This window comes from Margalitia sp. FSL K6-0131, assembly GCF_038008735.1.
GTDB lineage: Bacteria > Bacillota > Bacilli > Bacillales > Bacillaceae_C > Margalitia > Margalitia shackletonii.
In genome coordinates this window covers 4,408,825-4,431,670 of record NZ_JBBOZS010000001.1, presented here as the reverse complement: position 1 = coordinate 4,431,670, position 22,846 = coordinate 4,408,825, and the positions used below count along the sequence as shown (strand labels likewise).

Below are 22,846 nucleotides of genomic sequence, written 5' to 3'. Positions count from 1 at the left end.
TAATTTGTCGAAGAAGATGAAATTTTGATATTAAAGTGACAAATTTTTTAAACAGGAAGGAATGTTGAAGAATGAGCAATGGAATTTTCAAAATCCCAACACCTAAAAATGAGCCTGGCAATACTTATGCTCCAGGTACAAAAGAAAGAGAAACATTAAAAGCAGAATTAAAACGCCAATCTGATATTGTAGTAGATATCCCTGTGATTATAAATGGAGAAAATATAAAGACAGATACAGTGAAGCAAGTCGTTATGCCGCATGATCATAAACATGTTCTAGCAAACTATTCACAAGCTGGTGAAAAAGAATTGCGTGAGTCGATCGAAGCTGCAATGGCTGCGAAAGAAGCATGGGCAAATATGCCATGGGAACACCGTGCATCTATTTTCTTAAAGGCTGCTGATTTAATCTCTGGCCCTTACCGTGATCTAATTAATGCTTCTACTATGTTAGGACAATCTAAAACAGCTTATCAATCAGAAATTGATGCTGCTCAAGAATTAGTAGATTTCTTACGTTATGACGTTGATTGTGCTAATCAAATTTATCAAATTCAACCAAGCAGTGCGAAGAATATCTGGAACCGTACAGATTACCGTCCATTAGATGGTTTTGTATTGGCAATTTCTCCATTCAACTTCACATCCATTGGTGCGAATTTACCGGTAGCACCCGCAATTATGGGGAACGTAGTCGTTTGGAAACCAGCAACAACTTCTTTACTATCAAACTACTACTTTATGCGTGTATTAGAAGAAGCAGGATTACCAAAAGGAGTAATCAACTTTGTACCTTCTCGTGGTTCACAAGTATCAGAAGTAGTTTTAACAGACCCTCGTATGTCTGGATTCCACTTTACGGGATCAACAAGTACGTTCCAAACAATTTGGAAAACAGTAGGAGAAAACATTGCAAACTATCAATCTTATCCTCGTTTAATTGGGGAAACAGGCGGAAAAGACTTTGTATTTGTTCATGAAACTGCACAAGTAGATAAAGTGGTAGCGAACCTTGTTCGTGGCGCTTTTGAATACCAAGGTCAAAAATGTTCAGCAGCTTCCCGCGCTTACATTCCAGCTAGTCTTTGGGAAGAAGTGAAATCTGGATTAGTAGAGGAAACTGCGAAACTTAAAGTAGGCGATATCCAAGACTTTAGAAACTTTATGGGTGCTGTCATTGATAAAGCTGCTTTTGATTCCATTACAAGCTATATTGATTTTGCTGCAGCTTCTGAAGAGGCAGAAATTATTGCTGGTGGTACGTATGATGATTCTGTTGGATATTTTGTTCAACCTACCATCATTGTGACAACAAATCCAAACTTTAAAACAATGGTAGAAGAAATTTTTGGACCGGTCTTAACGATTTATGTATATGAAAATGATAAATTAGAAGAAACATTGGAAGCAGTAGATACAGCGTCTATCTATGCATTAACAGGTGCAATCTTTGCTCAAGACCGTGAAGCGATTATTCACTTAGAACGCCGCTTATCCGGTGCAGCTGGAAACTTCTATATCAATGATAAACCAACTGGTGCAATGATTGACCAACAACCATTTGGTGGTTCCCGTGGTTCTGGTACAAACGATAAAGCAGGTTCCGTATTTAACATGGTTCGTTGGACAAGTCCTCGTGTTATCAAAGAAAACTTTGCTCCAACTGCAGAAGTTGCATATCCGTTTATGGATGCAGAATAATTCTTTTAAAAAAGAGGTTGAAATGTTTTGGTTTCAACCTCTTTTATTTTTAAAATGAAGTAGATAATAGTATCACCTTCCCTTATAGGAAGGCAAGACTTGGAAGATTGTTAGCTGAATAAAAAAGGTAAAACAGCTTGCAATTTAATAAACTATTTATACTCCTGCAGTAATCCCGCCATCTGCAATAATCGGAGAGCCTGTCAATGCAGAAGAATCATCTGATGCTAAAAATGTTGCTACTTTAGCGATTTCAATAGGTTCGATAGGTCTGCCGATAGGTTGAATAGAATCAATATCTTTAAGAACGGCTTCTCTTCCACCAAATAAATCAGCATGTGCATCGTTGAATGTTGTATCTACCCAGCCAGGACAGATACAATTTACCCGAATATTATCTTTTGCATAATCTAGAGCCATTGCTCTTGTCAGCATAAGAATGGCACCCTTAGAAGAAACATAAGCTGAAAGGCGTGGTTCTGCAACGAAACTATTTGCGGAAGCGGTATTGATAATAGAACCTCCACCAGATTGTTGCATTATCGGAATGACATGTTTTGATACTAAAAATTGGGATTTGACGTTTACATCCATTGTTCTATCCCAAATATCTTCTGTTAATTCGGTCACGGAACCAGGAATGTTAATAGCTGCATTGTTGCATAAGATATTAATTTTGCCAAATTTTTCGACGGTAAATGCTACAAGTTCTTTTACATTCTGCTCGGAGGATACATCTGTTTTAAAAAAATAAACATTATGCCCTTCATTCTGTAATTCAGATGCAAGAGCTTGTCCTTCCTTCTCTAAAATATCGGAAATAATGACACTTGCTCCCTCATTTACAAAATCTCTTACCATCGCTTCGCCAATTCCTCGTGCACTACCCGTGACAATTGCTACTTTATTTTTTAATCTCATTAAAAATTCCTCCTCGTATAGATGTTGTTTTCTATTAATTTATATTTCTGTGGAAAGGATAATTTACGTTTTCCTGAAATAGCATATTACATTTTATAATTTTCCATGGATGGACCAGCCTGTTTGTAACCTTTTGATTTAATAAATCCAATTACTCCACCAACGAAAATCCAAGAAATTCCTACCAATTTTGTTTTCATATCGAACCCTGACCAAACAAAGGCACAAACTGCAAATCCGATGAATGGGAATAAAAGGTGATAGAAAAAACCTTTGATTCCACGTTCTTTCCTTTTAAAGAAGAAATAAACAATCACAGAAAAGTTAAGAACAGTGAATGCTGTAACTGCACCAAAGTTTACGAACATTAAAATAGTTTCAATAGGTACTGATAAAATTAGGACAACGGATATTATCATGGATAAAAGAATTGCATTCGCTGGTGTCCTGAATTTAGGTTGAATATGTTTTAACCATTGTGAACCAGGAAGAAAATTATCTCTACCCATTGCAAATAAAACACGGGCAACTGCTGATTGAACATTTAGCGTTACAGCAAGTCCGACTGCTACAACATTAATAATGATCATAGCAATATAGAAATAATAACCGCCAATTTCTTTGGAAATATCAAATAATGCCATGTCTGGATTTAAATTCATATACTTTGAATGAGCTAAAGAAGCCAAATAGGTTTGAATTAAGAACAGCATGGCTGTTGTGACTAATGCCACTACGGTTGCTTTACCGACCGTCTTTTTAGGTTCGGTTACTTCTTCTGCTAATGTACTAATACCGTCAAATCCCACGAATCCCAGCAATATGATGGAAGTAGCAGTTGCAATGAATTTCCAAGAAATGTGTTCAGGTTGTAAAATTGGAGCTAACGAGAAGCCGCCCATTCCTAAACCTTCGATAAAGACAAATTTGATTGCAAATCCTAAAAAGATAATTAGTGCAGCAATTTGAACCCAAAATAAAAATGAGTTTACTTTCGCATTTAATTCTATTCCACGAATATTGATCAATCCTGTAAGAATAATGAAGACAATGGCTAAAAATTTTGTATTAACCCCTGGAAAAATACCTGTTAGCCACAAACCAGAAAATAAACACATTAGTGCCGGACATAAAATATAATCGGATAAAATAGTCCATCCAGCCAAAAAACCAACATGCGGATTCAACCCTTTTCCTACGTATGAATATACAGATCCTGCATATGGAAACTCTCTGCTAAACCTGGCATAACTCAAAGCAGTAAAAAACATCAGAATGGCACCAATTAAATATACTAACGGAACCATTCCGTAACTAGCTTGGGCTACTGATCCGAAGACCTGATAAGGAGCAAGCGGAGACATTGTAATCATCCCGAAGATGATTAAGTTCCTCATGGAAAGACTCCTTTTTAATTCTTGTTTTTCTGCTTGCAAAAATATGACCTCCTCTAGTTGAATTACCTACGGGATATAGGTGAATGGTCTTATGGATATTTATAACAATTATGAATTTGGGGTTTAGTCGAAAGATTGAGAAAATTGTTATAAATATACGAATATATTACCATTGGTAATCATTTTTTACCATATATTTTGACAAAAAAGGATAGGACTTGTGTTTCACTCAATGGGAAGAAAAAAGGCAGGTAGAAATAGCAGTAGATTAAATTGGGAATATGCATGGATTCAGGTAAAAGGATTAATAAAATAATCAGCAGTTATAGAATCTAGCATAAAAAGAGACGGAGAATGCCTTCAAATCATGTCAGATTGTTTCTCTTTTTTGAAAGTTTGCAAAAGAAATCGGGAACATGAAAGGTTATAATTATTTTAGGATAACGTCATGTTGATGAGTAAGGGGGGATGCTGCCTGAAAACGAAAAAACGTTCACTTCAGACAAAAATTTTCGGGTTGGTATTATTATTGGGATTATTGTTAATCATGCTGCTGACTGTATTTTACAGTTTTATGGAGAGTAAACAAATAGAAGAAAACAAGGGCAGAATGGCGCTGCAGATTTCGAAAACGGTATCGGTTATTCCAACTATTATTTCCGCATTTCAAACAGATGACCCATCCAAAATGATACAGCCGATTGCGGAAAGGATTCGTAAAGAAACCGGTGCAGAATTTGTTGTTATTGGGAATAAAGAAGGAATAAGATATTCGCATCCGGTAAAATCGATGATTGGAAAGAAAATGCGTGGCGGAGATAACGAAAGGGCTCTTCATAATGGAGAATATTATGTTTCGAAGGCGAAGGGGTCACTTGGGCCTTCTATACGAGGGAAATCTCCTATTTTAAATAAAAAGGGAGAAGTGATTGGAATCGTTTCCGTTGGATTTCTCCTCGAAGATATCCAACATCAAATATTGAAAAATGTTTCGAAGGTCATTGTTGTTTCCCTCTTTGCACTTTTGATTTCATTAATTGGCAGTATCCTGCTGGCTCGGAATATCCGCAAAGATACAATGGGCCTTGAACCATATCAAATAGCAGCACTTTATAAAGAAAAGAATGCGGTGCTTCATGGAGTAAAAGAAGGGATATTAGCGATTGATCAAGACGGGTATATTACAGCGATGAATCAGCCTGCAAAAAAACTGTTACATATTAAAGGTTCTGTCCGCCATTTAAAAGTAGACGGACTGTTTCCTTCTAACTATTTATATCAAGTACTAAGATCAGGAAGTCCCCTAATTGACAAAGAAATGGTCTGGAAAGACAAAACCGTTATCGTAAATTGCACGCCACTTTTTGAAGAGAGTGGTATAAGTGGAGTAGTTGCTTCTTTTCGTGATAAGACAGAGATTGAGGATATGTTAAACACTATTTCAGAGGTAAAACGATACTCGGAAGATCTTCGGGCGCAAACCCATGAATTTACAAATAAATTATATGTGTTATTAGGATTGCTTCAATTAGGCGAATTTGAACAGGCAGTTGAAATGATCCAAACGGAGACACGAACATTACAAAACCAGAATTCGATTGTTTTTAACCAAATTAAAGATACGAAAATCCAGGCCATCCTATTAGGAAAATTGGGTAAAGCATCGGAAAAGAAAATTAATTTTGAGATTGTGGTAGATAGCTATTTAGAGGTATTACCGCCTCATATTAAGCTATCAAATCTAATATTGATTATTGGAAATCTTATTGACAATGCTTTTGAAGCTGTCTATGATGCGAAATTCCCAACGGTAAAATTTTTTGCTACTGATCTTGGAAGTGATATCATCTTTGAAATTTCCGATAATGGGAAGGGGATTGGGGAAAAAGAGATTCCTCATCTATTTGATAAGGGATTTACAACAAAATCTGGGAATGAACCAAGAGGGTTTGGCCTTTCCAATGCAGAAGAAGCTGTTCAAGAGTTGAATGGGATGATAGAGGTGCAAAGTAGCCAAGAAAGCGGAACCATTTTTACGGTGTATCTTCCTAAAACAAACGAAAGGAATGAAAGCCTTGAATAAGATCAAAGCGGTAATCGCAGAAGACGACTTTCGAATAGCCGATATTCATGAGAAATTTTTACAAAAATTCGAGGAAATAGAGGTAGTTGGGAAATCATTGAATGGTGAACAAACGCTGAATTTATTAGAGGAAAATAACCCAGACTTATTGCTGCTTGATGTTTATATGCCAGATTTATTAGGTTCTGATTTACTTCCACTCGTCCGGGAACGTTTTCCGAAGGTAAGTATCATTATGATCACCGCGGCAACCGATAAGGTTTTTCTTGAAAAAGCATTAAACTGTGGGGTTGAAAACTATTTAATCAAACCTGTAGATAGGGATAGGTTTAATGAAGTTATCTATGAATATATCAAAAAGCACTCCCTATTATTATCAAACCAAGAAGTAAATCAGAATTATGCTGATCTTCTTTTTGGTAAAAAAGTAGATGAAACAGGAGGAAAGGGAAAGGGATTGCCGAAAGGAATTGATGAAATTACTCTTGGAAAGGTGAAAAACGTCCTACAGATAAAAAACATGGGTCTTTCCGCTGAAGAGGTTGGAAAAGAAATAGGCGCATCCAGGATTACGGCCCGGCGATATTTGGAATATCTATCCTCGATTAAAGAAGCAAGAACGGAAGTAGTTTACGGAATTGTGGGGCGGCCGGAAAGGAAATATTATCCCATTTAAGGATGACAGCAGGAATTGCGGTCATCCTTTTTTTTATGCTCACTTTCTCTTGTGAACAAAATGAACAAAATACCATTTTATTTACGATATTAACTTTATTTTGTAAACGTTTTCAATGTGTAATGTTTCGATTATTATTAATTTACTTACAAAAGGGGTGAAGACTATGTTAGCAATATTAGGATTTTTAATGATTATTATTTTCATGATATTAATTATGACCAAACGTCTATCCGCTATGATTGCACTGATGGTGGTCCCTGTCGTTTTTGCATTAATAGGTGGTTTTGGCAGTAAAATTGGTCCCATGGCGCTTGAAGGGATAAAAAGTGTTGCTCCTACTGGAATCATGATATTATTTGCGATTCTATTTTTTGGTATTATGATTGATGCCGGCGTTTTTGATCCAATTATTTCAAAAATCTTGAAAGTTGTTAAAGGTGATCCAGTAAAGATTGCGATTGGTACGGCGGTTCTAGCGTTATTAATCTCTCTTGATGGTGATGGAACAACAACCTATATGATTACGATTTCCGCTATGCTTCCTTTGTATAAACGCATTGGCATGAAACCATTAGTTCTAGCGGGAATTGCTGTATCTGCGTCCGGTGTTATGAATCTTCTTCCTTGGGGAGGACCTACTGCCCGAGCAATGACAGCGCTTCATCTTGAGATGGGTGATATTTTTACCCCTGTTATTCCTAGTATGATTGGGGGAGTATTATTTGTATTGTTCATGTCTTATTGCCTCGGAAGGAAAGAGCGTAAACGGATTGGTGTTGCGGAAATAGATTATAGTACAATGTCCATGGTGGCTGCTACATCAGAAACAGCCTACCTTAAACGTCCAAAATTAATTCTTGTAAACTATTTATTAACTATTCTTTTATTAGTGGCTCTAATTAAAGAAGTGCTTCCAGCAACTGTCTTATTTATGATTGGATTTGCCATTGCGATTACAATCAACTATCCAAATCTAAAAGAACAAAAAGAACGAATCATGCACTATGCGGATAATGCATTATCAGTTGTTTCCATGGTTTTTGCGGCAGGTATATTTACTGGTATTCTTTCAGGAACAAAAATGGTGGATGCCATGGCAAATACGGTTATTACTCATATACCAACTGCCCTCGGCTCACACTTTGCTCTCATTACAGCAATTTTAAGTGCTCCATTTACATTTTTTATGTCAAATGATGCGTTTTACTACGGCGTTCTCCCTTTGTTGGCGAAAGCGGCAAGCGGGTTTGGAATCGACCCGGCAGCAATTGGACGCGCTTCACTTTTAGGGTTGCCAGTTCATTTATTAAGTCCTTTAGTTCCTTCTACTTATTTATTAGTTGGAATGGTGGGAGAAGATTTTGGAGATTTACAACGCTCATTTCTAAAATGGGCATGTGGATCAGCGATAGTAATGATTTTAGTTGCACTTATTTTGACTATTATTCCATTTTAAATGAATTATAGATTTGGAAAAATTTTATAAAGTGAAGTCCAAAGATTCCAATTTTCGAATTTTTGGGCTTTATTTAGTGGAAAGGTATTTGGAACAATATGAGTGTATTTTTACTGATTGGATTGAATGTTATTTTACCAGTATTTATCTTAATAGGTGCGGGTGTATTTTTACATCGGAAATTTAAGTTTGATATGAATACTTTATCAAAATTAAATACTTTTTTTCTTATGCCTACTGTTAGTTTTGTAAATATTTATCAGAATCATATTGGTGGGGAAACACTTTTGCACATTCTTGGTTTCTTAGTTCTACAATGTTTTTGTTTAATGTTCATAAGTGCAATCATCTCTAAAACGGCAAAATTTGAAAGCAGTCTTGCTTCAACCTTTAAGAATAGTATCGTACTTAATAATTCGGGTAATTTCGGGTTGCCTGTAAGTCAGCTTGTTTTCCAACACAGCCCATTGGGGGCATCCATCCAGATTGTTGTAATGATTTTTCAAAATTTACTTACCTATACCTATGGTTTATTTAATTCCGTTTCGGTCGATCACAGTGGATTTAAAGCCATAAAGCAATTCCTAAAAAATCCTGTCATTTATGCCTTTTTATTAGGATTAATTCTTCATACTTGTGATATTAAAATCCCGGGTTTTTTATGGACTCCCATAAAAAATAGTTCAAATGCCTTTTTGGCAATAGCCCTAATTACACTTGGCGCACAAAGTGCGTATATAAAAATAAGGCGCTTTTCCTTACCCTTAATCCTAAGTTTAATCGGTCGTTTAATTCTTTCTCCATCCATTGCATTGCTTATCATTTTCCTTTTAAAATTGGACGGAACTACTGCACAAGCTCTGTTTATAGCAAGTTCTTTTCCAACTTCAAGAAACAGTGCGCTGTTTGCTTTAGAGTATGATAATCATCCGGAATATGCAGCACAGGTAGTATTAATGTCAACATTATTTAGCATGATTACGGTTACTACAGTTGTATTTTTGTCGACCATTATATTTTAATTTCAAAGGGTAAACATAATTGTAATCATTATTAGGGACTTTAGCATTTTTCGACGAAACTAAGTCATTTTCCTTGGTGTACACATTAAAAGTGTGTGTTATGGAGTTCGACAGAAAAAAGAAGATGGCGGTTAAAGAATCTTAGAAGTTTCTATAACTGCTATCTTCTTTATCATAACTAGAATTAGTGACACATTTCGTACCGCTAATTTTTTTTAGATGTTGTTATAGGGGATATAGCATAAGCCAATTTTTCGTAAACAGGTAAGGTTGGAGCAATAATGACCTTTCCGGTGCCTCTAAATGTTTGAAGCAATCCTTCCCCGGAAGCAACAGAACCGAAAATGCTTTTTGTAGACTTTTCAACGGTAAAATCAATGTTGCCAACTCGGAAAAGTGTAAAGTTTCCATCAACCTGAACCATTTCATTTTGAATTTCAAATTCCACAAGCTCTTCTTCAGGAACAGGTATTTCAAATACACAATATCCGCTTCCGGAAACTTTTGTTTGAAAGAGTCCTTCCCCACCGACAATGGCGGAAGAGATATTTTTCATTGCCTGAACAGAAACGGAAACAGTGGATTCACAGCAATAAAAAAGACCTTTATCCGCAACAATTTCTTCGTTGTTAAGTTCAACAATAATGTAGTGCTTGAAACTAGGCTCCAGATAAATGACACCGCTGCCTTTGTATTGCGGTTTGATAGCAGATTCATTCGTTAAAACGCTGGAGGCAATTCCTTTTAAAAATCCTTTCGCTCCCGTTCCCCCTAAGCTTTTTAATGTAATATCCCCTTTCATAAACTGTAGAGCACCGGATTCCGCTGTTAAAGAACTATTTTTTAGTGTAATCCTGACTTGTCTTAATTTGATATTGGACTTTTGAGCAAAATACAATTTTTCAGCAATAGAAAAATTATCATTGCCACCTAAATGCTGATATTCTAAAATCTCAATTTTCATATTTTCGTTTTCAACAAAACTAATAACTTGATAGGCTTCTGACATTAAACTTCCTCTTTTCAATTTTATTTAAATAAAATACAAAACAATAAAGATTTGTGATAGATAAATGTGGAAAATTTCTTCTTTGTTGATAATTATATATCATTTGTTCTAGTTATTGGAATAATATTCCTGTATTAATAGTTCTAATTTATCGTTTGGGGAAAGTATAATATAGATTTATTTCATAGGAAGGAGGTAGTTAATATTGCTGATATATTGACAAACAAAATAGTTTAATAAGCAAAATTCTTTTCGGACCATTAAGTTTAAAGACATACGCCAAACCAAACAAGAAAAAAATGGTTCCCGAAGAATCTCGAAAGATTCTTCTTGGAAACCATCTTCTTGACAAAAAAGTATAGATTAGATCGAGGTCTTTGTTAAAGTATGAAATTAAAATCAAAGGTACACAGAAACGCATGGGAATTGCGTTTTAATTAATGGTATCTAATTACGTTCACTTGGCTATGCATAGTTTCAATTGTTTCCACTCTTTGCGGACACAGATTCCGTTATTTTCATAAAAAGTGCTATTTTCGGTTTGTTTGCGGACACAGATTCCGCTAAATGCCATAAATTACATCAAATTGACATACTTTTAGCTAATTAGCGGAACGTATGTCCGTTAAAAATGCAAAATCACCATTTTTGTCACAAATAACGGAATGTATGTCCACTCAGGTTTCAATATTTTTGCCGTTACTTTATACTAATAGCCAACTTCTACTGATGCCACAACAATGTACATCTTATCATTTTTATCGCCTTTTTCCTCAATAACAATTCCGCTAGTTGTCAGCATGCCTCCGTCCATCACTTCTACTGATACTTTTCCAAAAGGTATCGCCTCTTTTACCGTATCAATATCCAGTTTATCCTTATCGCAAGGGACGGCTAATTTTACATTTACAACCATATTGTCCAAGCTGTTTCCGGGCAATACAGAGCGGATACCCGGCATCGAATTAAAGTGAATGGCATTCTTTATAGCACGGACAGCTGCTTTCGTAATATCTTGCCCGTGAACATCAATACCCATCCCGGTTTCAATAAACATTAGTTTTTCCATCATTCATACACCTCACTGTTGACATTGATTCTATTTTATCAAAAATACCTCATTATGCATCCGATTAGTTCTAGGTTTTCCTGTTTTACTCCAATAAGCTAAATAAAATATAATTTATATAAAGCATACAAAGAGTAGAAGGGTATAATATGTGTTTGACATTAACCATTTCAAATAGTTTTATAGATTACTTTTAATAAAGGAATGATCGCGTGAAAAAAATAATATTAATCCTCTTAACTGCAGCTATGATAATGGTTGTTTTCATATTAAATAATACTATTGCAGAACAGGATAAGTCTATATACGTAGCTTTAAATGGAAATGATCATAATGATGGTTCAAAGTCAAAGCCCTATCGCACGCTAGAAAAAGCAGCTGAAGAAGCAACAGCAGGGACAACAGTTTTTATTAGAGAAGGTACCTACAATGAAAAGCTTGCTGTTAAGCATAGTGGAACAAAATCAAAACCAATTATTTTTAAAGCCTATAAAAAGGAAAAGGTTGTTCTCAGTGGAGAGCATCTAAAGGGTGTGGAAGGGGATACCTCCTTAGTTACGATAAATAATAAAAACTATGTTACGATTAGCGGATTAACGATCCAGGATTTATCTACTAAATTAACAGATGAAACGGTAATGGGAATCTATGTTACGGGATCTAGCAGTCATATTGTATTAGAAAATAACCATGTAAAGCGGATTGAAACTTATGCAAAGGATGGAAATGGGCATGGAATCGCTGTATATGGATCTGGCCAAATGAAAGACATAAATATTGTAAATAATACGGTGGAGGATTTAAAACTCGGTTCAAGTGAATCTCTTGTACTGAATGGGAATATTGACGGTTTCAAGGTGGAAAATAACATAGTTCGCCGAAGTGATAATATCGGGATTGATCTAATTGGTTATGAAGGTGTTTCTAATAATAAAAGTGTTGACTATGTTCGTAATGGTGCAGTAAAAAATAACAAAGTTTATGAAATCTCCTCTTACGGCAATCCAGCTTATGGGGAGGATTATAGTGCAGACGGTATTTACGTAGACGGCGGGAAAAAGATAACCATTGAAAAGAATACCGTTTATCAATGTGATATCGGAATAGAAGCAACCTCGGAGCATGCCGGAAAATATGCTGAAAAAATTAATATAAATAACAATACCATATATAACAACTTTTACACGGGGATTTCGATTGGTGGATATGATAAAGATCGGGGAGGCACTCTAAATTCTACGATTTCCCAAAATATCATTTACCGAAACGACACGAAGGGATTAGACGGCGGACAGATTTTGCTACAGCATGATACAAAAGATAATGTAATCGATAGAAATATTTTGACCGCCGGACCATCGCGCATATTTATTGCCAATTATTTTAAAACCAATAAAAATACTAAATTACAAAAGAATATATTCCATAAAGAAAATAGAAAAACTGGTATTTGGGTATGGAAGGATGAAGAATATACGTCGTTTGCGAAGTTCAAAAATGCTTCAAAAAGTGACCGGAAATCCAGTTATTTAGATCCAAAATACGAAAATGCAAACCATGATGAATTTAAATTGAAAAAGAATTCACCTGCGAAGAAAATTGTAGAATAAATTTGATCATCCTCTTTCCGTTTAAAGATATAGATACAATAGTGTAATGAACGTACCAGCTTTAACTCCTGAAACTCTATGAATCTTAACAGATTCTAAATATGACGAAAGGAACAATTTAGATATGATACATATTATATTCGGTGCATCAGCATCTGGTAGTTTAAAATTCGTTTTAAGAGAAATGGGGCTTAATAAGGAACAAGTTATCGCTTTTTGGGACATATTCTCCATTGGTCCGATTTGGAAGTTACACGAGGAAAATGAGTAAAATCAAGATTTGAATGGATGAAGAAATGTATAAGTGACGAATATGATGATTTCCCTGATTATAAGAAAAGGTTTAGAAAGACAATCAATGAAATAGCCTCCATCCCTGAAGGTACGCAAATAACCATTTGGACTTCTGATAACGCCCATGAACAGATTGGTATGCGAATGGCTATGTATCTTTTAAAGGAAAAAAATATGGATATCAGCATTATCAACACAACAGAAGAATACGAACAGAAATTTAGAATAAAAAAGATGAAGTATTCGCTCCTTCATTCAGGTGAAATTCCCCTTGAAAAGTTCCAATTTATATATGAGCATGGTCATAGAATACGGATTACAGACTATGATCGAGAGAAATTGGAAAATGAATGGATTTCTCTTTCAGATAATAAGGAAACGTTAAGAATATGGCAAAATGGAAGGATACAAAAAGTACCTGAAGACTTTTTTGACGATTTTATAATAAAAAAAGCAAAAAAATTACATGGTAATAAAAAACAAAAGGACTTTATGAAATCTGCAAGATTAATAGGGGAAGTGCTGGGTCATTTAGAACAATATGTAGGGGATGAATTTCTTGAATATCGGCTTAAAAAGCTGATTGAAGCGGAAATTTTTGAGGCGGAAGGCAGTCTTGCAGCCATGCGTTTTTATAATGTGAGGTTAGTAGGCAAACTTCCAAACTGATCGCCTAAACGGTATAAGCAGCATCATACAAGTTGGTGTTTCCCTTCCGACCGCAGGTTTTAGCATTGAAAAGATAAAAATAAGTGCCTAATGCTCCGTACTTTAAGGTATACATAGTAGGAGGACAGGCACTATTTTTTGATTAGTTGGTATTATTATTAGTCAATTGTGTTAAACGTGTATTGGTAAACCACCCTTTATTCCGGAAAGTAATTACCCCGCACCATTAATTCAATTAAACGATCCATAAATTCGTCCCTAGTATTTGTACCAAAAAGATAATTAATATTATATGGTTCAGCAGCCAATTCAATAATTCGCGGGAAAATCTTGTTAAATGTATATGAGTCATCCTTGTTGACGGCAATCCCAATAATTAGTTTCACTTTAATACTATCCCACTCAACTTGGCTGACAGGTTTTAAAATCATTAATCCCGTCCTTATTGCTTCAAACTTCATTGTGTGGGGAATGGCGACACCGCTTGGATAAGCGGTTGAAGAAACCTTTTCCCGTTCATTCAATTTCTTCAAGTAGTCATTATCTACATAACCATTCTGTTGAAAAACATCAGCAATGGTCTCCATTATTTCCTCTTTTGAGGAATCATCACTAATGTTGATGAAAAAATTCTCTCTAAATAATTCTGGGATCTTTTCTTTAAGAAAGTTTAGGTAATTGTTATGTTTGATGCTTTCAATAGCACGGCTGATCAAAGCAATATCGTGTTTCGTTATAAATTCATGTATACTCACTATTTCCGTATGAACGGGTGCTAAATGATTTCTTAACTGTTCAGAGTTTTGCGTTGTGATGACTAATTCATTGGAAGTGAATGAATTCAAATCACTGATGTCTTCATAAATCCCTCTTATCACCAATTCATCATCAAAATGTTTTTGAATACACTCTTCAATTTCTGATTGCTGACCTAGATATGCCGGAGTAATAATAACTGTATTAATTTTGTTATTATCATCATGTTGACTGTTTAAAAATGATCCAATGTGTAATGCAATAAAGGCAATTTCATCATCATTAATCTCAACATTTAAATCATTCGACAGCACCGAAGCCAAATATACAGCAATATCAAAAATGATTGGGTATTTAATTCGAATGTTCAATACACTCATGTTTCTTGAATATTTATTTTGCATTAGCCGATTGTACAAGTTTTGCACATGCACTAATAGACGGGTTTTAAAATTTTGATCATCAAAATCAAGCATGTAGACTTCGCTTATTTCCTGAATGGCATGTTCTAATGCTTTCGAAACTTTGCTGTTTGCATAATCATCCATGGAAATCTCATCATCTTTTAGCTGGCCGGTAAATAAGATGGCCAATTCGTCTTTATCCGCTTGAGAAAACTGTATGTGGTACATTTTATATAGTTTATCTGTTATATCATTTACGATTTTAAAACTGGTTGTATTACGATTATGGATTGGAGATGAGCTCTGTTCTAGCTGTTCATTATCCGTTGCTCGTTCAACCGCAATTGCTAAATGCAAGATGAAATTTTTAAAGAAGTAAGTGTTTCGATGAACATGAAACTTTTCAAAAATGGTCCTGCTTAATTTCATCAGCTCATGAAGGGATATTTTTCCTAAAAATCTCTGCACTTCTTCTTCAAGAGATGTTTTGGTTGGTTTCGATAAGTCAATAAAATCAATCATCAATTTTCTGCGGCTTTTCTCATCGCCAGTAAGGACATACCGATTATGCTGTTGAATGATTTGTAAGCCATGTTTCGTCACAAAACGATTGAGGTATATCATATCAGAACGGATTGTAGCGTCTGAGACGTATAAAGTATCTGCTAAATCGAATAAATCCAAGCCACGGTCAGAACTCTTAATAAGCCGTCTGAGAATATAAAAACGTCGATTATCAATATGATCATTATTTTCTGGATATTTAATAATATTGGAAGTATTATTACTTAACCTATAGCCTACTCTGCTCGATTCTATAAGATTAGGGTGTTTATCATTAATTGACTTAACGTAATGACGAATAGTTCGGTCGGTTACGCCTAATGAATCAGCTAATGTTTTAGCAGATATAAAGTCTCTTCCTGCATGTTTTTTAAGATAATCGAGTAACATATCCGTATTATTCATCAAATCAGTCCTTGTATAGTAAAAAGAGGAAGGTCAACTGCCATCTTCCCCTTTTTAGTATGTTAAATTTCTGAACCATTAGTTGATATGACTTGCTTATACCAATAAAAACTATCTTTCTTCAATCGTTTTGCAGAACCTTTGCCTTCGTCGTCTAAATCAACATATATAAAACCGTAACGTTTGGTCATTTGTTGGGAAGAACAACTAACAATATCAATTGGTCCCCAAGCGCAATAAGCTATGATATCAGCACCATCATATATTGCGCGACCAACCTGTTCGATATGATCACTTAAGTAGGATATACGATAATCATCATGGACCTTTCCGTCTTCAAGCGTATCATACATACCGAATCCATTTTCGGCAATTATGATTGGTTTCTGATAACGATCCCAATATTGAGAAAGCGTATTATATAATCCTTGTGGATCTACATTCCAGCCCCATGGATTAGCATCTAAATTAGGATTTACCGAAGTTGAATCAGCTTTATTCACATTTCTTGTTGAATCAACCATCTGGGAGAAATAATAGGAGATAGCAAGATAATCCATCGTATTTTCTTTTAACACCTTTATTTCTTCCTCTGTAATATCAAGATGAATATTGTTTTCCTTGAAATAATTGACAGCATATCTTGGGTATTCACCACGAAACTGAACATCTGTAAAGAAATATTGCATGCGATTATGCTGCATAGCTAATACAACGTCATCTGGCTTACATGAAAATGGATATACTGTCATGTCAGCAACCATGGTCCCAATCTCTAAATCATAATGTAATGTTTTGGCATATTTTTGAATTTTAGCAGAGGCTACCATTTGATTATGAACGGCCTGATATTCAGCCTCTTCAATATTGTCATATTGATCTCTGCATATACCTAAAGACAAGAATGGTTCGATTTGAACCATGTTGATTTGGTTAACAACAATCCAATACTTCACTCGATTTCCGAAGCGATCTAAAAGTACCTTTCCATAACGTTCAAACATATCAATGACTGTTTTATTTTTCCAACCGCCATACTGTAATGTGATGTTAATTGGTGTTTCATAATGTAACATCGTAATGATTGGTTCGATTCCAAGAGACTTCATCTTATCAATCATTTTGTCATAGTGATTTAAGGCTGCTTCGTTAGGTTCGGTTTCATCCCCGTTAGGAAATACTCGTGACCAATCTATAGAAGTTCTAAAAGTTTTAAAGCCCATTTCGGCTAGTAATTCTAAGTCACTTTCATAAGTGTGATAAAAATCAATACCGTGACGTTTAGGAAAGTAATGGGTTGTATCAGTAAGATTCTTTTTCACTTCATCTAACGTCATCCCTTGCTTTTCTAACTCTTGAATTTCTTCGTTGGACATTCCTTTGAGATATGGTTGAACATCAGATGAATTGGGTTGTTTTCCATCTTCATTAAAAGCACCGTCAGCTTGGCTTGCGGCAATTGCGCCGCCCCATAAGAAATCCTTTGGAAAACTTGCATATTTATTTTGTCTCATATATGTCATTCTCCTTCCTCTGCTAATTCTGCATCTTGTTTAACTGCTTGTTTGTCATAAATTTTGAAAAATGGATAATAGACAATCCATGAAATGACAAATAATACAATAAAGTAAATCACCCCAGCGATGGATGCAGTAATAATCCAATTTTGGATCGGTGAGGGGATGTACCAAAGTTGAAATGGTTGATGCGGAATTGGTACTAAACCAACTTTCATGACAAACCAAGTTAGAATAGGCCCTACCAGTCCATTAATCCACATTGGTATCATCAAAATCGGGTTGAATGCGATTGGTGCACCAAACACGATCGGTTCGTTAATATTGAATATGGATGGAATTAGGGATGCTTTTCCTATCATTCTTAACCGTTGTGATTTCGCCATAAATGCTAGCATAATACATAGTGCCAGTGTTGCCCCACCGCCACCGATAAGAAATAAAGATGCTGACTCGACCGTAAAAATATTCGTTACTGCTTTTCCTGCTTCAAAGTTTGCTTGGTTTTGTGCAATAGCCGGCAAAGCAATTGCTGTTTCAACTGGATAGATAACCCAACTTGAAATCCCGAAAGTATATAAGAATCCAAAACCAAGGAAGAGAATCAATACAAATCCCCAGAAACTTTGACCGAGATGAATCAATGGCGAAAAGATGGAATTTACAACATTATATAAGTTGATGTGCATTTCAAATGTAAAAATCCAACCAATGAGTAATATCACAATAATTGGAATTAACGTGTTAAACCAAACAGCAACAAAATCCGGAATCGCAGAATCTTCCCCAATAAATTTCCATTTTGAGAAAATGTTCATCACAAAGCCAACAAACAATCCGGCAATTAAAGCAGCAATCATACCACCGGTACCAAATGTATTTAGGTCAAACTTTATATGGCCATCTGCAGTAATTTGTGGATATACTAATATTAAGAAAAATGCTAAGCCAGCAAGACCTGCTTGTTTTGAAACACCTTTATGGCCTTTATGGTTCATTATTGATTCTGGTATTAAATAAGCTAAAAATAACGAGAATAAACCAAATGAAAAAGTGCTGAGTAAAGAAAAGTCAGGAAAGCCCTTCCAAAAATCTTTAACGATTGACAAAATGGTTGCAAACGAACCGATAAAAATCATTGGCATGGCGGTCAAGATAGCGTCTTGAATGGATGCAACCCAAGCGTTTTTAGCTATCTTATTAACCTTTGGAGCAAAACTATCCGTCATCCAGGACATAAATTTATCCATCATTTTTACCCCCTTTAGATTTTTTTGTAAAGTTTTATAATCTCCCTCATAATGTTCATTTCTGATTTAACGGTCATTAATGTATCTTGAGCATGTCCAAATAATGGCGAATACGGAATCTCAATCCCTTCCGCTTCTTGTTGCAGAGTATTTGTTTGAACTTTATGAGCGATAACGATCTCGTCATCTGCTTTTTTCATTAGCTCATCTGCTTGATTGAAATCTCCATTAGAAGCCTTGTCTACTGCCTGAAAAACATAATCGCGTGCGTTACCAGCATGTAAAATTACATTCATTGAAATTAATGCTAGTTCTTCTTTATTTATTTGTTCCATTATTGATCTCCACCTTGTAAACAATCTTCGGCAACCTTAACTAATGCCTGACCATCTAAAGAACCATATACTTTTTGGGGAATGATACCGTATTTAACACCTGCTTTTTCACATGCGCTTTTTACATCGTCAATCATGTATTTCAAATGCGGTGCAACCAATAGAAGGTCAATGTCATTTAAATGTTCACCGATTTCTGATTCACTTTTTGCTTTAAATTCGATATCTACCCCTAATTTTTTGGTAGCTTTTCGGGCTGCTGCCGCCATAAAACCAGATGATGCTCCTGCTCCACAAACTAATAAAACTTTTTTTGCCATAATGTTTCCCTCCTTGTTATTTGCTTAAATCATAACAACAAAATAAAGCCCTTACATTTATTTTTCTTTCCTAGTACTAGGAAATTAGTCCGTCCTAATTAAAACGGATATTTGTAATAACCTAAATGACTTCGAAACCCAAAATGATTACAATGTTTGAGATTTTCCATATTTGTACTATGATAAAATTAATTCCACCGTTTGAGTTGAACTAGGGAAAGGAATAGTGACCTAACTCATATATAAGTGAGTGAACTTTTTATAAAAGGAGACGTTAAAATGGCACGTGTTTTATTTATTAATGGCGGATCAGAAGGGCATGTGAATCCAACAATTGGAGTTGTGCAAGAGCTTATTTCGCGAGGAGAAGAAGTAGTGTATTTTACTATTGAAGATTTTCGTGAACGTATTGAGGAGACAGGTGCAACCGTAAAAACCTTCGATGTTCAAAAATTTATAAATGCTTTTATTTCAGGAGGCAGAAATAATTTACTGGAAAGAATTAATGGTCTATTACATACGGCTGATATCATGATTCCTAGTGTTCTGGAGCAAATCAAAGGAGAGCATTTTGATTATCTCATCCACGATTCGATGTTTGGCTGCGGTCATTTGATTGCCCAAATCCTTAAGCTTCCGGCAATCAATTCGTGCACTACATTTGCGCAGACCAATGAATCGTTTGATAAAATGTTTGAACAGCTTTCTAAAAAAATCCCTGAAGAAACTTTCGATGAATTTCAAAGACTGACTGGAGTGGTGAAGGAAAAGTTTGGTGTCGAGATTCGTACCCCTTACGAAGTTTATTGTAATCCTGCCCCGCTTACAATTGTTTATACAACGAAGGAATTTCAGCCAAATGGTGAAGCATTCGACCAAACTTACAAATTTGTAGGTCCATCTATTTCTTCGCGATTAACGCAAGAAAACTTCGACCTTACTGCCATCGAGGGAAAAAGCACAATTTATATTTCACTTGGTACTGTCATGAATCAAGCAATTGATTTCTATAAGCTTTGTCTTGATGCATTTGGCAGCACTGATCACACCGTTGTTATGTCGATTGGCGAAAAAACGCAATTTACTGAACTGGGTGATATACCTGAAAATTTTATAGTGAAAAATTATGTTCCACAAACCGAGGTTCTCAAATACTCTAAATTATTTATCACACATGGTGGAATGAACAGTACTCATGAAGGTCTTTATTATGGAGTGCCGCTAATTGTAATCCCACTAAGTGCGGATCAGCCGATTATTGCCGGGCAAGTTGCTAGTATCGGAGCTGGAATAGCATTACAAATGAACAGCCTGTCTGCAAATCAATTGCGTGAAGCCGCAGACTATGTTCTAAACCAGTCGTCTTTCCACGAAGCCGTTACAAATATTAGGGAATCTTTTCAAAAATCGGGTGGGTATCAGAAGGCAGTTGATGAGATATTTAAATTAAAGAGTCAGTATCATATCTAAATGAATACTTTATCCGGAGGCTGATGAAGTTTATTGATAAAAAGGTGCAATATTAATTAAGTATATTAGAGATACTTGTATATGAAATAAAATTGGTGAAAATTAATTAATTGACATATCTATTTCATTAAAGATATTATAGACTCATTAAGTCTTTAAATGGAGGTGAGAAAAATGAAGTATTCCAAAGCAACTAATTATGCCCTTCACACCATTGTTTATTTAGGGCTTTTGCCACCAGGAAAAACAATAGGTGTAAAGCCTTTGGCTGAAGTACAGAAAGTGTCACCAACGTATCTTTCCAAAGTATTAACTACTTTAGTGAAAGCTGGTTTTATTGAATCCGTTACAGGAGTTAATGGAGGATACAAGTTAATTAAAGATGTAAAGGATATTACATTCTTAGAAGTAATACAGGCAATAGAGGGAACAACTTCATTTTTTCATTGTGGTTTAGAAAATAATATACACGATAGACAAAATTGCTTTATTGAAAAAGTAATGAATGAAGCTGAGCAAAAAATGGAGGATTATCTAAGATCTCAAACGATTGAACATGTAGTACAAAAGGTAAATGAAAATATGGTAAATCATATCAATTCAATTGCCAATTAATTTTTTTTATATTAATTATAGACTATAAATATCTTTAATATCGATAATGGGGTGAAAAAATGATTTTGGATTGTGCAATTATAGGTGGCGGGCCAGCTGGTCTGAATGCTGCTCTCGTGTTAGGTAGGGCTAGGAGAAATGTTATTCTTTTTGACAATAGTCGTCCAAGAAATGCTGTTACACAGGAGTCGCACGGATTTATTACAAGAGATGGTGTTGCTCCAAGTGAGTTCAGAAACTTGGCACATCAAGATATAAGTAAATATCCGTCTGTAAAAATAAAAGAATCTAAAATTCAAGAAGTAAAAAGGGAAAGTCCCTCTCTATTTCAACTAATAGCACAAGAAGGGAAATCATACTTAAGCAGGAAAATTTTGATTGCATCCGGACTTAAAGAAAGCTTACCTAATGTGAATAACATTAAGGATTATTATGGGAAAAGCATTTTCAGCTGTCCATATTGCGACGGCTGGGAATTAAGAGAACAACCATTGGTCATAATCTCTGAAAACCAACATGCCTTACATTTGGCAAAAATGGTGTATCAATGGAGTAAAGACTTAATTGTTTGTACGAATGGGCATAAAATCCTCTCAGAATCAGAGGAGATGTTATTGAAGAAAAAAGGTATTAGGATTATGGAAGAACGAATCGTAAATTTAATTGGTTCAGATGGAAAATTAGAAAAGGTAGTGTTTGAGGACGGAACAGAAGTGAACCGAACTGGTGGTTTTGTTACGACAGATCTTGTGCAACCAAATGAGTTTGCTATTTCACTGGGGTGTGAATTGAATAAAAGTGGTGGGATTATTGTTGACGCTTTAGGCAGAACGAATGTAGAAGGTGTGTATGCTGCTGGAGATACAACTTTAAACGGCCCTTCACAGTTAATAATCTCTGCTGCTGAGGGGTCCCGTGCTGCAATGGGAATAAATTATGAGTTTACAATGGAAGAATTTAAATAATAGCAGTAGTAATGATCAGTTACGAAGAGGTTACACATGGAAAAGGGAAAAATTAGTTCAAAGAAAATGGAACATTTGGAAAGAAAAACAGAGCTTTTAGATAGTCCTAAAAAAAGGGAAATTCTGCTGATGGTCCACCGAGAATTTCCGCATCAATGATGGAACAGGAATTAATAAATGCCGGATTCAGTGTACTGCAAAAATTATTTCCAACAGACTCGTTATACGTTGTTATTGCTAAAAAGGGGCATTAAGGGCTACAGTTATATGTTAATCAACAAATTTAAATTAACAATTTAGAGAAAATAGAACCTTGCGATTGTTCTCATACAG

The 22,846-nt window shown here is 35.3% G+C and carries 21 protein-coding genes; 12 read left to right on the top strand and 9 right to left on the bottom strand.

From position 1 onward, the window contains the following. Positions 1 to 71 precede the first annotated feature (71 nt). Positions 72 to 1,703, top strand: a complete 1,632-nt coding sequence (pruA, locus tag NSQ59_RS21705; RefSeq protein WP_055742154.1) for an L-glutamate gamma-semialdehyde dehydrogenase — start codon at positions 72 to 74, stop codon at positions 1,701 to 1,703. 156 nt (positions 1,704 to 1,859) lie between these two features. Here pruA and NSQ59_RS21700 read toward each other — a convergent pair whose 3' ends face one another. Next, positions 1,860 to 2,624: an SDR family NAD(P)-dependent oxidoreductase gene (locus NSQ59_RS21700; RefSeq protein WP_126648690.1), complete on the bottom strand. Its 765-nt coding sequence runs from the start codon at positions 2,622 to 2,624 to the stop codon at positions 1,860 to 1,862. 86 nt (positions 2,625 to 2,710) lie between these two features. Then, positions 2,711 to 4,060 (bottom strand): APC family permease, encoded by a 1,350-nt coding sequence (locus NSQ59_RS21695; RefSeq protein ID WP_235950461.1) that lies wholly within the window; start codon positions 4,058 to 4,060, stop codon positions 2,711 to 2,713. A 415-nt stretch (positions 4,061 to 4,475) separates the two neighbouring features. Here NSQ59_RS21695 and NSQ59_RS21690 point away from each other — a divergent pair, with 415 nt between their 5' ends. From NSQ59_RS21690 to NSQ59_RS21675, 4 genes are all read left to right on the top strand, one after another. Further along, positions 4,476 to 6,104: a sensor histidine kinase gene (locus tag NSQ59_RS21690; protein WP_340833187.1), complete on the top strand. Its 1,629-nt coding sequence runs from the start codon at positions 4,476 to 4,478 to the stop codon at positions 6,102 to 6,104. Then, a complete protein-coding gene (locus tag NSQ59_RS21685; protein ID WP_445669220.1) occupies positions 6,097 to 6,780 on the top strand; it encodes a response regulator in 684 nt (227 codons plus the stop codon). Before NSQ59_RS21690 ends, NSQ59_RS21685 begins: the two co-directional genes overlap by 8 nt. A 115-nt stretch (positions 6,781 to 6,895) precedes the next feature. Beyond that, positions 6,896 to 8,239 carry a CitMHS family transporter gene (locus tag NSQ59_RS21680; RefSeq protein ID WP_340832736.1) on the top strand — a complete coding sequence of 448 codons (1,344 nt, stop codon included), beginning with the start codon at positions 6,896 to 6,898 and terminating at the stop codon, positions 8,237 to 8,239. A 98-nt stretch (positions 8,240 to 8,337) separates the two neighbouring features. Next, on the top strand, positions 8,338 to 9,261 hold the full coding sequence (locus NSQ59_RS21675; RefSeq protein WP_340832735.1) for an AEC family transporter: 924 nt from the start codon (positions 8,338 to 8,340) through the stop codon (positions 9,259 to 9,261). 205 nt (positions 9,262 to 9,466) lie between these two features. Here NSQ59_RS21675 and NSQ59_RS21670 read toward each other — a convergent pair whose 3' ends face one another. Beyond that, entirely contained in the window at positions 9,467 to 10,270 is an 804-nt protein-coding gene (locus NSQ59_RS21670) for an AIM24 family protein (RefSeq protein ID WP_340832734.1), read from the bottom strand. 709 nt (positions 10,271 to 10,979) lie between these two features. After that, entirely contained in the window at positions 10,980 to 11,339 is a 360-nt protein-coding gene (locus tag NSQ59_RS21665) for a Lin0512 family protein (protein WP_055742146.1), read from the bottom strand. A gap of 212 nt (positions 11,340 to 11,551) precedes the next feature. On the opposite strand from NSQ59_RS21665, the gene NSQ59_RS21660 reads away from it, so the two are divergent. The 3 genes from NSQ59_RS21660 (at position 11,552) to NSQ59_RS21650 (ending at position 13,912) form a co-directional block, all read left to right on the top strand. Beyond that, complete coding sequence (locus NSQ59_RS21660; RefSeq protein ID WP_340832733.1) at positions 11,552 to 12,949, top strand: right-handed parallel beta-helix repeat-containing protein; 1,398 nt, start codon at positions 11,552 to 11,554, stop codon at positions 12,947 to 12,949. A gap of 124 nt (positions 12,950 to 13,073) precedes the next feature. Beyond that, a complete protein-coding gene (locus NSQ59_RS21655) occupies positions 13,074 to 13,220 on the top strand; it encodes a DUF1835 domain-containing protein (protein WP_340832732.1) in 147 nt (48 codons plus the stop codon). Between the two features lie 17 nt (positions 13,221 to 13,237). After that, positions 13,238 to 13,912 (top strand): DUF1835 domain-containing protein, encoded by a 675-nt coding sequence (locus NSQ59_RS21650; RefSeq protein WP_340832731.1) that lies wholly within the window; start codon positions 13,238 to 13,240, stop codon positions 13,910 to 13,912. A 197-nt stretch (positions 13,913 to 14,109) separates the two neighbouring features. Here NSQ59_RS21650 and NSQ59_RS21645 read toward each other — a convergent pair whose 3' ends face one another. The 5 genes from NSQ59_RS21645 to NSQ59_RS21625 all read right to left on the bottom strand — a co-directional run bounded on the left by NSQ59_RS21645 (position 14,110) and on the right by NSQ59_RS21625 (position 19,463). Beyond that, on the bottom strand, positions 14,110 to 16,041 hold the full coding sequence (locus NSQ59_RS21645; RefSeq protein WP_340832730.1) for a BglG family transcription antiterminator: 1,932 nt from the start codon (positions 16,039 to 16,041) through the stop codon (positions 14,110 to 14,112). Positions 16,042 to 16,103: 62 nt separating this feature from the next. Beyond that, entirely contained in the window at positions 16,104 to 17,555 is a 1,452-nt protein-coding gene (locus tag NSQ59_RS21640) for a glycoside hydrolase family 1 protein (protein ID WP_340832729.1), read from the bottom strand. 5 nt (positions 17,556 to 17,560) lie between these two features. Beyond that, entirely contained in the window at positions 17,561 to 18,808 is a 1,248-nt protein-coding gene (locus tag NSQ59_RS21635) for a PTS sugar transporter subunit IIC (RefSeq protein ID WP_340832728.1), read from the bottom strand. A 14-nt stretch (positions 18,809 to 18,822) separates the two neighbouring features. Further along, on the bottom strand, positions 18,823 to 19,143 hold the full coding sequence (locus NSQ59_RS21630) for a PTS lactose/cellobiose transporter subunit IIA (protein ID WP_055742140.1): 321 nt from the start codon (positions 19,141 to 19,143) through the stop codon (positions 18,823 to 18,825). Further along, positions 19,143 to 19,463 carry a PTS sugar transporter subunit IIB gene (locus NSQ59_RS21625; protein WP_340832727.1) on the bottom strand — a complete coding sequence of 107 codons (321 nt, stop codon included), beginning with the start codon at positions 19,461 to 19,463 and terminating at the stop codon, positions 19,143 to 19,145. Before NSQ59_RS21625 ends, NSQ59_RS21630 begins: the two co-directional genes overlap by 1 nt. 279 nt (positions 19,464 to 19,742) lie before the next feature. Here NSQ59_RS21625 and NSQ59_RS21620 point away from each other — a divergent pair, with 279 nt between their 5' ends. The 4 genes from NSQ59_RS21620 (at position 19,743) to NSQ59_RS21605 (ending at position 22,672) form a co-directional block, all read left to right on the top strand. Next, entirely contained in the window at positions 19,743 to 20,933 is a 1,191-nt protein-coding gene (locus NSQ59_RS21620; RefSeq protein ID WP_340832726.1) for a macrolide family glycosyltransferase, read from the top strand. Positions 20,934 to 21,107: 174 nt separating this feature from the next. Further along, the gene (locus tag NSQ59_RS21615; protein ID WP_340832725.1) at positions 21,108 to 21,548 is read left to right on the top strand and encodes an Rrf2 family transcriptional regulator; all 441 of its coding nucleotides are present in this window, start codon (positions 21,108 to 21,110) and stop codon (positions 21,546 to 21,548) included. A 59-nt stretch (positions 21,549 to 21,607) separates the two neighbouring features. Continuing rightward, positions 21,608 to 22,513: an NAD(P)/FAD-dependent oxidoreductase gene (locus NSQ59_RS21610; RefSeq protein ID WP_340832724.1), complete on the top strand. Its 906-nt coding sequence runs from the start codon at positions 21,608 to 21,610 to the stop codon at positions 22,511 to 22,513. Positions 22,514 to 22,549: 36 nt separating this feature from the next. Beyond that, complete coding sequence (locus tag NSQ59_RS21605; RefSeq protein ID WP_268888304.1) at positions 22,550 to 22,672, top strand: hypothetical protein; 123 nt, start codon at positions 22,550 to 22,552, stop codon at positions 22,670 to 22,672. Positions 22,673 to 22,846 lie beyond the last annotated feature (174 nt).